Genomic DNA, 14,338 nt, shown 5'->3' with positions numbered 1-14,338 from the left:
AACAAATTATGCATCAGCCCACAGTACTGATGACGGGTGGCAGCGGTTTTATTGGCACACATCTCATCAAGGCACTTTTAGCTGCGGATTATAAAGTGATTGGGCTCAGTCGTAAGGCTGGGCGTATTTCTAAATCACCACATTTAACTTGGGTACAGCAGCTCGATCAAATTCCTCATGACAGAATTGATTATGTGATTAATCTTGCAGGTGAAAGTATCGGCAAAGGTCGCTGGACAGAGACGCGTAAACAGCAATTATTAGAAAGTCGGGTCAAAACCACAGAAGCGCTGTATCAATATTTACGTAAACGTAAAATTTTTCCGAAATGCATTATTTCAGGTTCGGCTGTTGGCTATTATGGTATTGATATTGAAGAACAATGGACAAAAGTGTGCGATGAAAATACTGCACCACAAGCCATTTTTATGTCAGAGCTATGCCAAAGTTGGGAGCAAGTCACACGCCAATTTCCTGAACAAAATACCATTATCACACGACTAGGTGTGGTCTTGGCTGAAGGTGGCGGAATCTTACCGCAAATGCTGCGACCGATTCAGCTCAATTTGGTCAACAAAATAGGTTCCGGTCGGCAGCCTTTTGTGTGGATACATATACAAGATGTGATCCGAAGTATGCTGTTTTTAATGAAACAAGCAGAGAAAAAACATGCATTGCTTGAACCCACGCCAATCGATCCGCATATTTTCAATTTGGTTGCGCCGGAAAAAACGACGCAGGCTCAGTTTGCGCAGATTGCAGCACGTCAATTAGCCAAAAAGCCGTGGCTCAATGTGCCTGCAACTATCTTTAAAATTTTATTGGGTGAGCAATCGCAATTAATTTTAAATGGTCAATTGGTTCAGCCAGCCGCATTATTACAGCAAGGCTTTGAGTTTAAATTTCCGACGTTAAAAGAAGCCTTGCAGGATTTATTGGCTTAGTTGAATTTGACGGATTGACCATTATTCGACGCTTAACAATGCATCTTGAAACAGGCGACTCGGACTATAGTGGTCTGCATTGAATGAAGGCGTTTCCCCAGTCATCAGTTCAGCCAATAGCTGAGCTGAAGCTGGTCCCATGCATAAACCATTTCTAAAATGCCCAAAATTTGCCCAAAGATTGTCGAAATTTGGCATCTGCCCAATATACGGAATCCCTTCAGGGGAAGATGGACGCAGGCCAGCCCAAGACTTCACAATCGGAAAGTTGGCAAGCTCTGGTACCATGTCAAAGCAGGATTCTTGAATATGCCGCAAGGTTGCATCTGTGGTCTGAGTATCAAAGCCACATTGGCGCATACTTGAGCCGCAAACCACATGACCGTCTTGGCGTGGAATTAAGTACATAACTTTATTCATGCACATGGTCGGCAACCAGTTCTGCGGAGTTTTAAAGAGAAGCATTTGTCCCTGCACGGGTTGTACGGGTATCTCAATGTCTAGTTGTTCACTCCATGCGGCTGACCAAGCGCCCGTGGCAATAACGAATTGATCTGCTGTATGTTGCGTACCATCTGCGGTGGTGATGGACTGGATACGATTGTCCGAACGGTTTAATTGGCGGATCGGGCAATGTTCATAAATCTGAACTTTAGGATGCTGCTGTAAATAAGCCGTTAATGACTGCAAAAGTCGTGGATTACGGATGTTGGCTAATTGCGAAAAATAAATGCCATGTGCAAAGCGTGCTGAAATGTGAGGATTAATCTGCTCAATTTGATCGGATTGTAAATAATCAGCGTGTTGCATTGGGTCTTGGTGCAAACGGGCATAATCTAAGCCAATTTCAAAATCATCTTCATCAAAAATCAACATGCCAGTTTCATGAATTTCAAAATCAATCCCAGTCATAGGTTTTAATTTTTCATTCCATTTTTGGTAGCTCTGCTTGCCATAACGTGCGAGCGCATTGACTTCATTGGGATATCGCCACGGATACATCGGGGAGAGGATGCCACCACCGGCCCATGATGCAGCGGAACCTGTGCGTTGTTGGTCGAAAATCGTCACCGTACAACCACGTTCAACCAATTCCAATGCGGTGAGTAAACCACTTACACCCGCCCCAATAATGGCAATATTCATGTTCTTTTAACCGATGAATGTATAAGTTTGATCTAAACTTCAGCTATGCCGAAGTTTTTCTTCCATGACTGTTTTTGACTTTTACAGATATAAAAAGCCTTCCTGAACGTCACCATTTCAGGAAGGCTTTGCAGGTTATTTCATGTCTTTCAACATGAGTGCTGCATCTTCAGCAAAGTAAGTCCAGATCCCATCTGCACCTGCACGGCGGCAGCTCATAAGCGACTCGATAATCACGCTATCAGACAACCAACCGTTTTGAATTGCGCCTGCCAACATGGCGTATTCACCACTTACTTGATAGACAAAGGTTGGAACACCGAAGTTATCTTTAACTTCACGGACGATGTCTAAATACGGCATACCTGGTTTTACAATCACCATGTCGGCGCCTTCTTGAATATCGAGTGCGATTTCATGTAGAGCTTCTGCACGGTTACCGATGTCCATTTGGTAATTGTATTTATTGCCACCTTTGAGGTTGCTTGAAGAACCTACCGCATCACGGAATGGACCGTAAAAGCTAGACGCATATTTTGCAGAATAGGCCATGATATTGGTATAGATATGGCCATTGGCTTCAAGCGCTTGGCGGATTGCGCCGATACGACCATCCATCATGTCACTTGGTGCAACCACATCTACACCTGCTTCTGCATGGCTGAGTGCTTGTTTAATTAAGCATTCAACAGTTTCATCATTTAACACATAGCCTGTGTCATCGATAATGCCATCCTGACCATGTGTGGTATATGGGTCGAGCGCACCATCACTGATTAAGACCATTTCAGGCAGTTCTTTTTTTAATAATCGGATGGTGCTTTGGACTAAGCCATCTTCACGCCAAGCTGCTTCAGCCGTTAAGCTTTTATCTTCCTGTGGGGTAACAGGGAATAATGCTAATTTTGAAACACCCAATTCGAGTAAACGTTCTGCCTTTTTTAGTAACAAGTCAGCAGATAAACGTTGTACGTTTGGCATGCTTGGAATGTCTTGAGTTTGTTTCTGGCCTGGCAACACAAATACTGGATAAATGAGATGATCAGTCGTCAGTTGAGTTTCACGCACCATGGCACGAAGCTGGTCATTTTTACGAATGCGACGCATGCGGGTGGCAGGAAAAGCTGGACGATTGAACGTATAGGTCATAACAATCTCATTGATCAGTATTAAACTTTGACTATTGTAGACGCATAATGAGGGTTTGGCGCACCCCGTATTATTTTTTTATTCAATGACAGCGATTCGAGTAGGCTATGACAGATGTAAATAAGAGTTGGACCGGTAATATTGACCTAAACTCGAAGATTGAAATCGATACTTTATTAAATAACATTGCTCAAGCATTTAACAGCTCCCCATTTTTTGTACACAATGCCATGAAAATGACGGTGATTGATGGTCAGATCGAAGCACGTGTCGACATGGCCAGTAATCTAATTGGAAATGTCGCATTCCAAATTTTACATGGTGGTGTCGCGGCAACCCTACTCGACAGTATCGGTGGTATCTCTGCGATGGCAGAATTGTATAAAAAGGCCACAGCTGAAGATCTAGTAGAAACGAGTAAAAAGGTATCTCGCTTAGCGACCGTCGATATGCGTGTGGATTATTTGGCGCCAGGACGTGGACAGTATTTCCTTGCACGAGCTGAAACCTTACGTTTAGGCCGTAAGGGTTGCACTATGCGTATGACCATGGTCAATGATGAAGGTAAAGCGATTGCAACAGCGATTGCATCGTATGCCTATTAAGCCATTTTTAAGTTAACACATTCAAAATGATGAAAAAATAAAGTCCAGTATTGGCAGCAGGGCATGATTTTATCCTGTTGCCGACGAAAAAAAGACTGACGAGTTACATTTTCTATTCTCAGAATATGATTTTTTAGCTTTAAAATGCCGGAAAATTGAAGAAGATAGACTTTCTCACGACACCATTATCTGACAGCAAAGTTGACATGCTTTGCAAAGCTCATGATGCCATGACCAAGTCTGCTAGATTTAGGACAAATCTATGACAGATACCGTTAGTAACCTGCCAGAAACCCCATCTACAGAGCAGCCCACCGATCAGGAATTAAAAGCACGCAGAAAAAAAGGCCTTGGTATAGTGGCTGTATTGATCGTGATTGCTTTGGTGATGTATTTGATTTGGTCAATATTTCTAAATCATTCCGTCAGTACCGATAATGCCTATGTCGGTGCAGAAACAGCGTCGATTACCTCGATGGTCACGGGGCAAGTGGCAGAGGTTTTGGTGAGTGATACGCAGCAAGTGAAAAAAGGCGATGTGCTTGTTCGCATTGATGCTCGCGATGCTGAAATTGCCTTAGCTCAGGCACAGGCAGAATTACTTAAAGCAAAACGCCAATACAAACAAACTGCGGCGAATAGTAGTTCTTTAAACTCACAAATCTTTGTCAGTGATGATGCAATTCATAGTGCAAGCGCACAAGTCGCCAAGGCACAAGCCGATCTGAATAAAGCACAAGATGAATTACAACGTCGTCAACAATTGGCTGCTTCAGGTGCGATTTCTAAAGAAGAATTAAGCACAGCGCAGAGTGCTGTGAATACCGCTAAAGCCAGTTTTGATGTGGCACAAGCAGGACTCGCTCAAGCCAAATCTAGTCAAAAAGCGGCACAAAGTAATAAAGCTGCAAATGATGCATTAATTCAAGACAGCAATGAAAATTCAACCCCAGATGTTTTAATTACACAAGCACGTCTACAACAAGCTCAGTTGGACTTAGAACGTACACAAATTAAAGCACCCTTTGATGGTGTAGTGACACGTCGCAATATTCAAGTTGGGCAACGCATTGCACCGGGAACGTCATTAATGATGGTGGTGCCTGTCTCTCAGTTATATGTCGATGCCAACTTTAAAGAAAGCCAATTGGCAGGGGTGCAAGCGGGTCAAAAAGTTGAACTGACATCTGATCTGTATGGTGACAAAGTTAAATTTAATGGCATAGTCACTGGTTTTTCTGGTGGCACAGGTTCAGCATTTGCCTTGATTCCAGCACAAAATGCCACAGGAAACTGGATTAAAGTGGTTCAGCGTTTACCTGTGAGGATTCGTTTGGATCCAAAAGAGTTGGCAGAACACCCACTACGTGTGGGGCTGTCTATGGAAGCGACGATTGACTTGAAATCGAAGTAATTGCCTATGAATCAGCAAATGCAAATGACTGACCTGAAAGGTGGTCGTCTGATTATCGCTGCCTTGGTCTTGGCATTGGCGAACTTTATGGTTGTGCTCGACATGACCATTGCCAATGTATCTGTGCCGCATATTACCGGTAGCCTTGCAGTATCGGCATCCCAAGGGACATGGGTCATTACTTCCTATGCCGTGGCAGAAGCGATTTGTGTGCCATTAACTGGTTGGCTCGCTGGGCGCTTTGGTTCTGTACGAGTTTTTGTGATCAGCTTGTTTGGCTTTACGGTATTTTCAATACTGTGTGGTTTATCGACCAGTTTGGAAATGTTGGTGTTTTGCCGAATTGGGCAAGGTTTGTTTGGTGGCCCGATTATGCCACTGAGCCAAACGTTGTTAATGCGCATTTTCCCTCCTGAAAAGCAATCCCAAGCCATGGGGATGTGGGCAATGACTACCGTCGTTGGTCCCATTTTAGGTCCAATTTTGGGTGGTACGATCAGTGATAATTTATCTTGGCATTGGATTTTCTTTATCAATATTCCTGTCGGGATCGGTTGTGCTATCGCAGCGATGCGCTTACTGAAAACGGCTGAAACTCCAACGCAGAAATTGAAAATAGACCGCGGTGGCTTACTGCTGTTGGTGTTGTGGATCGGTGCCTTGCAATTGATGTTGGACTTGGGTCATGAGCGAGATTGGTTTAATCATCCATTTATCGTGGTGCTGGCACTGACGGCATTTGTCGGGTTGATTATTTTCACGATTTGGGAGCTGACTGAGCGGCATCCTGTGGTGAATATACTGCTGTTTAAGTACCGAAGTTTTACCATTTCGGTCTTGGCTTTGGCCTTTGGTTTTGGTGCCTTCTTTGGCAGTATTGTCCTGATTCCGCAGTGGTTACAAATCAACTTGGGCTATACCGCAACGTGGGCAGGTTATCTCACTGCAACGATGGGCGTCGGTAGTTTGACCATGTCGCCAATAGTTGCAAAGCTTGCAACCAAATACGATCAACGTGCTTTAGCGAGTTTTGGTTTAAGTATCTTGGGCGGTGTAACTCTTATGCGCGCCTTTTGGACCACGGATGCAGACTTTATGGCTTTGGCTTTACCGCAAATATTACAAGGTTTTGCCGTTCCATTTTTCTTTATTCCTTTGTCCAATATGGCCTTGGCATCGGTACTGCCACAAGACATGGCATCTGCAGCAGGATTGATGAACTTCTTAAGAACCATGGCAGGGGCAATTGGAGCGTCGATTGCAGTAACCATTTGGGATGATCACACCAAAGTCGCACGCAGTGAAATGGTCAGTAATTTACATGTTACTGAGGCACAAAATACCTTGGTGAATCATGGAATGAGTTCAGAAGCTGCTTTGGGTTACATCTCCAGTTTGGTGGATAAAGAAGCCTTAACGCTTTCAGCCAATCATGTGTTCTTAGTCTTGGCAGGTGTCTTTATATTCGCTGCACTGATCATTTGGCTCTGTCCACGACCTAAAGCAGGTGTGGGTGGTGGTCATGCACACTAAATATCATCAAGTATAAAAAACCGCTCATTCGAGCGGTTTTTTTGCGTACGGCGTTGATTGGAAAAAATTAAAGGTCCGAGCGCGCCCGTTTGAGTGCAGACTGCCACTGAGCCAAATGAAATTCACGTTGATCAGCATTCATTTTTGGTTCAAAAGCACGTTCTAATTGCCATGATGCGGCAATTTCATCAAGATTTGAAAACACACCCGCTTTGAGTCCAGCCATTGCGGCAGCGCCCCATGCTGTTGATTCTAAAAGTTTAGGACGCAGTACAGGCACATTTAAAATATCGGCCTGAAATTGCATCAGCATATCATTGCTACTGGCACCGCCATCGACTCGGAGTTCTTTAAGTGGACTAGACAGATCTGACTGCATGGCGGTCAATACATCCGACACTTGAAAGGCAATGGCCTCTAGGGCGGCTCGAGCAATGTGGGATTTATTTGTACCACGTGACATTCCACATAGGAGGGCGCGGGCATCACTGTCCCAATGCGGAGCACCTAGTCCAGTAAAGGCTGGAACCAAAACCACGCCATCGGTATGCTCCACTTGGCACGCGAGTTTTTCAACATCACTGCTTTTTTGAATAATCCCTAAACCGTCTCTTAGCCATTGCACGATTGCGCCAGCCATAAACACACTACCTTCAAGTGCATAATGGGTTTGACCTTGAGCTTGCCATGCAAGTGTTGAGAGTAATTTATTATGGCTATATTGAACTTCGGTGCCGGTATTAAAGAGCATGAAACAGCCTGTACCATAGGTGTTTTTTGCTGTTCCTGCTTCAAAGCATGACTGTCCAAATAGCGCAGATTGCTGATCACCTAAAATGCCGGTAATGGGAATGTTTGCGCCAAGTAAACCTGTAGCGGTATCTGCAATATATTCATCTGAACTGATGATTTTAGGAAGGACCGAAAGGGGAATATCAAATAATTCTAAGAGTTCTTCATCCCAAGCTTGTTGCTGCAAGTTCATTAGCATGGTTCGTGAGGCATTGCTTGCTTCAATCACATGCTCTGCACCTTGTGTCAGGTTCCACACCAACCAACTGTCAATCGTGCCGAAAGCCACATGACCTTGCTCTGCGAGTTCACGTAGACCTTGGGTGTGTTCTAATAACCAGACCAATTTCCCAGCACTAAAATAGGGGTCGATACGTAAACCGGTCTTTTTGTGAATGAGGTCATTGAGGTTTTGTTGAGTTAGTTGCCCACACCACTCGGTTGCACGGCGGTCTTGCCAGACAATTGCAGGAGCGAGCGGTTGACCTGTGCGTTTATCCCAAACCACAGTGGTTTCACGCTGATTGGTCAGGCCAATGGCTTTAATGTCTTTGGCGAGGATACGGGCAGAAGCGAGCGCTTGCTGTACGACGGCAATTTGGGTACTCCAAATTTCCTGAGCATCTTGCTCCACCCAACCCGAATGTGGGGTTTGAATGTGGGTTTCCCGTTGAGCTGTAGCTTGAACTTGTCCATGTTCGTTAAAAATGATCGCACGACTTGAAGTCGTTCCTTGATCGAGTGCCAATAAATAGCTCATATATTTTTCTTTTGTGGTCTTGAAAAATAAAATATTAACGCAATTATGTAATTAAGCGCAGATCAATGTGTAATTGTTTCGAAATTGCATCGCAATTTTTTGCAGTTATGCTATGATGACGCTACTTTGGGGATGTTTCTGGCTTCGACGCTGGTGATGAAACTCATAGATGCATGTCGAGAGCGCATTTTCTCTCGTAAATCAAATTTGCATATTTTAGTCGCAAACGACGAAACTTACGCTCTAGCTGCCTAAGGGCAGCTTGTCCGCATCCCTGAATACTTGTGGTTAGGGGTCCCGACTGAAGCGAACGCACACAAGTCCGTATAAGATCAAGCCTTGGGGTCTTATACTAAATCTTAAAGGATCGCGATTTGTACCCTGTTCGTCGGGTCACAAAGAGCTAAATCAATAGACGATATCTAAGCATGTAGTATTCTCGAGCGTAGTGCTGGCGGACGCGGGTTCAACTCCCGCCATCTCCACCAAAATTCAATTCAGAGATGTTCGACTGAATGTAAAAAAGCCCTTAAATTCAATGTTTAAGGGCTTTTTTATTGGCTGTATTGTCCGATCCTGTCCTAAGCTGTGTGACCCAATTTTTGCCTTCTGCGGGTAATAATTGGGAAAATTTACCCAATTATTTTTAGTCTAGATAAAGGGTATATACAGATGAAACTCACGGATACTGAATGCAGAAAAGCACAGCCCCAAGATAAGCGTTATCGTCTTTCAGATGAAAATGGTTTGTCATTATTGGTGACACCTGCAGGGCAAAAATACTGGAATGTACGCTATACCGTTCATGGTGAGCGTAAGTCAGAATCACTTGGTCTATATCCAGACATGAGTTTAAAGAAAGCAAGAGAGCTTGCCCTTGAGCTGAAATACAAGCATTCCAAATCAGTCTTATACGAAGACATCAAGCCATTTTTTAAAGAGGTGGCAGAAGATTGGTTTGAGAATCAAAGAGAAACTTGGTCAGCAAAGCATATCAGTAATGTGCGCGCATCTTTAGATGAGCTTTACATTGCTCTCGCAAATAAACGAATCAACCAAATTCAGGCACCTGAGATTTTGCAGGTTATTAAAAAAATTGAAGCTAGAGGTTCGACTGAAGTAGCTAAACGTACGCTATCTCGATGCGGTATGGTGATGAAATATGCCATAGCCCACGGTTATCGATATGACAATCCAGCTAGTGATTTGGTTTATGCGCTTAAGAATAAAAAAGTGAAGAATTTAGCGTCATTACCTGAAAGTGAAATGCCTGAATTTCTTAGACGGATTAAAGCCTATCCTGCTGATGCTCAAACGCATCATGCAATTATTTTGATCATGCTTACAGGTGTTCGAGTAAGTGAGTTACTGCAAGCTCGTTGGGATGAGTTTGATGTAGAGGATCGTAAGTGGGATATCCCAGCTGAGCGTATGAAGAACGGTTTACCCCATCGTGTACCTTTAACAGATATGATGATTGATGAGCTTCAGGCGCTACGTTTGACACACAACCAAGACTTATTATTCCCACATAGATTAAATAACAAAGAATCTATGCGCAGTGAATCAATTTTGGCCGTAATCAAGCGTTCTGGTTATGTAGGTAGAATGACAACACATGGGTTTAGATCTTTGTTTAGTACTGTGCTAAATGAGTCAAATTTGTTTAATTCTGATGCCATTGAACGTCAGCTTGCACATGTACCACAGAACCGTATTCGTGCTGCTTATAACCGAGCACAGTACTGGGATGAGCGTGTAAAGATCATGGAATGGTATGGGGAGAAGGTAAAGGAGTGGTTGAAATAATTATGGGATTTGAAAAATAATTTAGTGAGGAAATAAAACTTAAAAGACGTGCTTAGCACGTCTTTTTTTTGCCAAATTTCTATCTTCTGATTGAGGGAATGATATCTAGACTTAATTTCTGAATATGGCTAGTGCTTGTAGAAAGGGTATTTTTATAGATTTTCATCACAGAATTAAACTCGAGCACTAATCCAATTTTTAAGAAATAATAGTTAAAAAAATAGAATTTAAGACTAAAATATTAACTATATAAGAAGTAAGTTTTTAAGGGATAGAAATGTATCTAAAAATCTAAAATACCTTATTTTATTGCCTTTTAGATAGTAAGAAGATATAAAACAATAAATTTTAAATAAAAATTATCTAGACAATATTGAGGGGATGAAAATGAAGTTGCAATGGCTTGATGACACCGATGCATTTTATGATGGGTGTTTTTCGTATCTAAAAGCAAAATTCCCCAATAAGAGACCAAAAATTTTAGGTGGTGAAAAATATACTGAGCAACCTATTTATAATGAAACCGTTGTCGCGTTAGAGCAGATACATCATGTTCTTAGACGAATCGAAGACCGTTCGGCGTATACGCGAAAAGATTATGAAGATGCGCAGGGTAATGATGACCTGAAGATCAAGATTATTAATTTTTATAAAGTGCTAGCGTTAAATACTTCTGATGACATGGCAAATGCCTTTCAAAATTTTGCTAAGCATTATTATTGGGATTCACGAATTTATAACTATAAAAAATTTTTACAAAGTCCAGCAGGGTTGCAAGATTTAGATTTCTTTGACTCAAAGATGTGGAGCGTAGAAAAATTTGATGCTGGAACTTTTTTTGATTTTTTAGATCGCTACAGTGCTTTTCTAGAGTCAGCCTCAACTACAGAAAATGACGAGTTTAAAAAGTCCGATTGGCTTCATAGAAAAATTGCAGAGCAAAATAGAATTTATGAGAATTTACTTACTAGTTACGATCAATTGTTAAAACAGAAAGTAAAATTTGGAATTTGTGTATTTGATGTTCGTTTGCCCATTCAATTAGAGGATGGGATTCATAACTATCAATCTATTTTTTCAGCTAAATTTCTAGGTGATTTTGGCCGATATATGGATAGTGAGTTTGCACAAGATGATGGTGTATTGTTGGTTGTTAATCATGCACATGTCTTGAGTCTCGATTTTGTAGCTATAACATTCTTAGTCATTTACAAACTTAAAAATTATGAATCTCAAGAGAGGTTGGTGGAGCACTATTCTAAAAGGATTCATAGCTATATTGGTACTCGAAGCATTGAAAAAATAAGAGTGACTAATTGTGAGAAAATGATCAATAAAACTTATCCATCAGATCACTTCGTTGGAGACTTGGTTGACCAAAAACAGAAAATTAATTTTCGAGATAAGTTTCTGAAATACTTTTTATCCAGTAGTTTTTTTTTAAATGTAGATAGTGATGAGCTACTGAAAGAGCAAGTAGATTTATACTCTGTATTTTTTAATGATTTCAGATGTTTTCAAGAAAAAATATACATACAACCTAAGCCCCCTAAGACTCGTAAATCCTTATTAGATCAACTTAATACGGCTAGGGTGTTTCTAGATGATTTGATAGATGAAAAAATTGTTTCCAATTTTGATAAATATTTCAATATTAATGACTTAGAACCTAATGCTATAAATCAACTTAATTTGATTGAATTTTTATATCATCAACAAGCAACGGTTCCTAAAGCTTACACGAGTCTTTTGGATGATTTTATCCGAGTTGAGAAGTTGTTAACGCGCATAATGTATCAAAGACGAATAGAGTTGTTCTATTCAGATAAACAGAGAAAGGCTTTTTATGCTAGACCAGCGTTTTCGAAACTAAATGTAGTCTTTCAGCAGTTTATCCTTATTACTATGATGAACTGTTTTTTGAAGGCAAATCACTTATTGAGGGGGTTTAGCTTAAGTCAAAGTTTTGAATTTAAAAATATTGGCTATCGGGTACATCATTTTTTGAAGGAGATGAATGGAAGTTTTCCAGAAGTGATAAGAATTGATGCGCTTCCCACTGTGGAAAATGAGCTAAAAAATTATCAGAAATCTGTACTTAAAGACTTAATAAAAAAAGAAAATGTAGAGTTTAAAAAGGCTAAAAAGCGAGAAGAATCAATCCAAAATTATCTTGAGCTTGTTTTTAAAGAAGATGTCATTGTATTAAGGTTCATATTTGAGGGAGGTTTTGTACAAGGAAGCGAGGATAAGGCGAAAGTTTTTGATTCAATGTTTCGGGATTATGTTGATAATTTGAAGCGTCGCCATACTCAAGGAGTAAAGCTTCTTGGCCATGTTGGTCTTTATGTGCCATATCGCAATGAACATTATATTGATGCCACGTTATTTTTCAAAAATGACACGAATCTAAAAGTGAATTCAGCTGATTTGATAAATGACATTTCAGAGTATTGGAGTAACTATGTAGTCAAAAAAACTGAGCAAATTCAGACCTACATCTCAAAACAGAAAAAGAATGATGATCTGGTAAATCCTTTTGATGATTTCAGTGATGTATGCCTTGTGGCAAAGTCTGTGAAAGTAATACAACTAACGGGTGAACTGAATGATGAGTATTTGGAAATTTACCCAAATCAAAAAAGAAACAAGCAATACATGATTGAGACCATTGCTAAATTTTATGCCTATGCTCCACATATTTTAATTGCTGAACTAGATTTGTCACTTATGCCGAGAAAAGACAGTTTGATTCTGGGGCGAAAAACAAAAAGTAAAAGCGAAGTTAAGTCTTCACAAAAAAGGACGAGAGACTCGAGTAAGGGCTAATAAACAGGCATCGTCGGTTGTAGAAAATAATGACAGCTCCAAGAGAGTTGCTGAGGGATATGTAAACTCTAGCTCTGCAATAGGTGACTTCAACGAGATTCAAAGAGTTATCTCTGGTCCTTTAAAACAAAATAGTGAAGAATTTAGCGAAAATATTTCTAAAGTAGATGAGAGTATTTTAAGTGATGTTGTTGAATCAGTACGTGAGCCTATTAAAACATCCAGAGAGGAAGATGAAAGAAAACCTATTGCGAAATCGGATATAAGTGAACGATCAAGGAGAGTAGTAAAGGTAGAACGTAAGCGGCAGATGAAACCAATACGAGTATCTAAATTCAAATAATGGATTATATAGGATTGCTTTTCATTAGAACCTAACTTCCGCTTCATCCCTTTCCATAAAAATAGGAAGAATTGTTGGGATTTCAATGTTTGCTATAGAAGCAGAAATTTTAAGGCATGAACTCTGATGTTGCCTCGGGCCTTTTTAAAATTGCTAGGATATATATTTTATATTTATTAAATACTTAATCTTATTAATCAACCTTCATCACTCCAAATGATGAAGGTTTTTTTATTGAGTTCAATGCTTACGTTCATGTGTAAAAAATACTGAGCAGTGATTCCTATGTCTTTCACCAAACATAGGAAATACATTCGTGAACGAAGCACAAACCTTACTTGATATTGAAAACTTCATGCTTATGGCATCTAGAAGAAAATACCATTGGAATGATTTCCAGTCGGACTTTGATGCACTTAAAAGAAAAGCAATAGCTGTTCACAATCCAGACTGTAAATACAGCCCTTTAGTACAAGCCTATTTCAATCTGCTCCCTGAAAATATTTCTTGTGAGGATCAGGAGATCTTTGAAAGTAAGAGCGTATTTCAATGCTTTCAGCGGGAGTTGGCTGAAAAGCAGGAAAGCTTCTTGGATGGATTCATTGATCAGATTCGAGATAACCAAGGAAGTTTAAAAAATTATTTTAATGAGCTGTTGCAGCGTCATCGTAAGCTGCTATTGGTACGAGTTGATCTGTCATACAGAGCTTTGGCTCAATCGAGTATAAGTCAGTTCAATCGTGATATTAAGAAGTTGGTCAGCCGCATTCAGGATAAGGATACTATTTTTAAGGATCAGGTCGGGTATGTCTATCGTCTAGAGCAGGGTGGCAAAAGCAGAGGGTATCATTGTCATCTGTTGCTGATATATAACGGTTCTTTGCGTATGTCAACGGCATTCTAAAATTGACCCCTTTTACCTTTCAAATGGCAAAGTAAAATTGACCCCTTTGATCTCGTATTAAGTTTCAACCTGGGGCTGAATCCCAATTCTTTTTTTATCCTTCAAACGAT

10 protein-coding genes and 1 other RNA gene are annotated in these 14,338 nt (G+C 40.7%); 8 read left to right on the top strand and 3 right to left on the bottom strand.

What is annotated here, in order from left to right; translation table 11 throughout:
* Positions 1-8 precede the first annotated feature (8 nt).
* A complete protein-coding gene (locus FTU38_RS06350; RefSeq protein ID WP_180024017.1) occupies positions 9-944 on the top strand; it encodes a TIGR01777 family oxidoreductase in 936 nt (311 codons plus the stop codon).
* A gap of 21 nt (positions 945-965) precedes the next feature.
* On the opposite strand, the gene thiO is transcribed toward FTU38_RS06350, so the two are convergent.
* Positions 966-2,090, bottom strand: coding sequence for a glycine oxidase ThiO (thiO, locus tag FTU38_RS06345; protein ID WP_180110798.1), 1,125 nt, complete (start codon positions 2,088-2,090; stop codon positions 966-968).
* 135 nt (positions 2,091-2,225) lie between these two features.
* On the bottom strand, positions 2,226-3,239 hold the full coding sequence (gene hemB / locus FTU38_RS06340) for a porphobilinogen synthase (RefSeq protein ID WP_180110797.1): 1,014 nt from the start codon (positions 3,237-3,239) through the stop codon (positions 2,226-2,228).
* 107 nt (positions 3,240-3,346) lie between these two features.
* Here hemB and FTU38_RS06335 point away from each other — a divergent pair, with 107 nt between their 5' ends.
* The 3 genes from FTU38_RS06335 (at position 3,347) to FTU38_RS06325 (ending at position 6,791) form a co-directional block, all read left to right on the top strand.
* A complete protein-coding gene (locus FTU38_RS06335; protein WP_180110796.1) occupies positions 3,347-3,844 on the top strand; it encodes a thioesterase family protein in 498 nt (165 codons plus the stop codon).
* Between the two features lie 262 nt (positions 3,845-4,106).
* Positions 4,107-5,258, top strand: coding sequence for an efflux RND transporter periplasmic adaptor subunit (locus FTU38_RS06330; RefSeq protein ID WP_180110795.1), 1,152 nt, complete (start codon positions 4,107-4,109; stop codon positions 5,256-5,258).
* A 6-nt stretch (positions 5,259-5,264) separates the two neighbouring features.
* Positions 5,265-6,791 (top strand): DHA2 family efflux MFS transporter permease subunit, encoded by a 1,527-nt coding sequence (locus FTU38_RS06325; protein ID WP_180110794.1) that lies wholly within the window; start codon positions 5,265-5,267, stop codon positions 6,789-6,791.
* Positions 6,792-6,858: 67 nt separating this feature from the next.
* Here the strand turns inward: FTU38_RS06325 and glpK are convergent, their stop codons facing one another.
* Positions 6,859-8,343 carry a glycerol kinase GlpK gene (gene glpK / locus FTU38_RS06320; protein WP_180010036.1) on the bottom strand — a complete coding sequence of 495 codons (1,485 nt, stop codon included), beginning with the start codon at positions 8,341-8,343 and terminating at the stop codon, positions 6,859-6,861.
* Positions 8,344-8,471: 128 nt separating this feature from the next.
* Between glpK and ssrA the strand changes: the two genes are divergently transcribed.
* From ssrA to FTU38_RS06300, 4 genes are all read left to right on the top strand, one after another.
* Positions 8,472-8,831, top strand: a transfer-messenger RNA (tmRNA) gene (gene ssrA / locus FTU38_RS06315).
* A gap of 184 nt (positions 8,832-9,015) precedes the next feature.
* Complete coding sequence (locus FTU38_RS06310; protein WP_180010037.1) at positions 9,016-10,152, top strand: tyrosine-type recombinase/integrase; 1,137 nt, start codon at positions 9,016-9,018, stop codon at positions 10,150-10,152.
* Between the two features lie 387 nt (positions 10,153-10,539).
* Complete coding sequence (locus tag FTU38_RS06305) at positions 10,540-12,981, top strand: hypothetical protein (protein WP_180108948.1); 2,442 nt, start codon at positions 10,540-10,542, stop codon at positions 12,979-12,981.
* Between the two features lie 659 nt (positions 12,982-13,640).
* Positions 13,641-14,228, top strand: a complete 588-nt coding sequence (locus tag FTU38_RS06300) for an inovirus-type Gp2 protein (RefSeq protein ID WP_180110793.1) — start codon at positions 13,641-13,643, stop codon at positions 14,226-14,228.
* Positions 14,229-14,338: the final 110 nt, after the last annotated feature.

Source organism: Acinetobacter sp. YH12098, assembly GCF_013419235.1.
GTDB lineage: Bacteria > Pseudomonadota > Gammaproteobacteria > Pseudomonadales > Moraxellaceae > Acinetobacter > Acinetobacter amyesii.
This window is presented reverse-complemented; position numbering and strand designations above follow the sequence as displayed.

Coding starts and splice junctions, on each gene's coding strand:
- FTU38_RS06350 (WP_180024017.1), top strand. CDS start 9: ATGCATCAGCCCACAGTACTGATGACGGGTGGCAGCGGTTTTATTGGC.
- thiO (WP_180110798.1), bottom strand. CDS start 2,090: ATGAATATTGCCATTATTGGGGCGGGTGTAAGTGGTTTACTCACCGCA.
- hemB (WP_180110797.1), bottom strand. CDS start 3,239: ATGACCTATACGTTCAATCGTCCAGCTTTTCCTGCCACCCGCATGCGT.
- FTU38_RS06335 (WP_180110796.1), top strand. CDS start 3,347: ATGACAGATGTAAATAAGAGTTGGACCGGTAATATTGACCTAAACTCG.
- FTU38_RS06330 (WP_180110795.1), top strand. CDS start 4,107: ATGACAGATACCGTTAGTAACCTGCCAGAAACCCCATCTACAGAGCAG.
- FTU38_RS06325 (WP_180110794.1), top strand. CDS start 5,265: ATGAATCAGCAAATGCAAATGACTGACCTGAAAGGTGGTCGTCTGATT.
- glpK (WP_180010036.1), bottom strand. CDS start 8,343: ATGAGCTATTTATTGGCACTCGATCAAGGAACGACTTCAAGTCGTGCG.
- FTU38_RS06310 (WP_180010037.1), top strand. CDS start 9,016: ATGAAACTCACGGATACTGAATGCAGAAAAGCACAGCCCCAAGATAAG.
- FTU38_RS06305 (WP_180108948.1), top strand. CDS start 10,540: ATGAAGTTGCAATGGCTTGATGACACCGATGCATTTTATGATGGGTGT.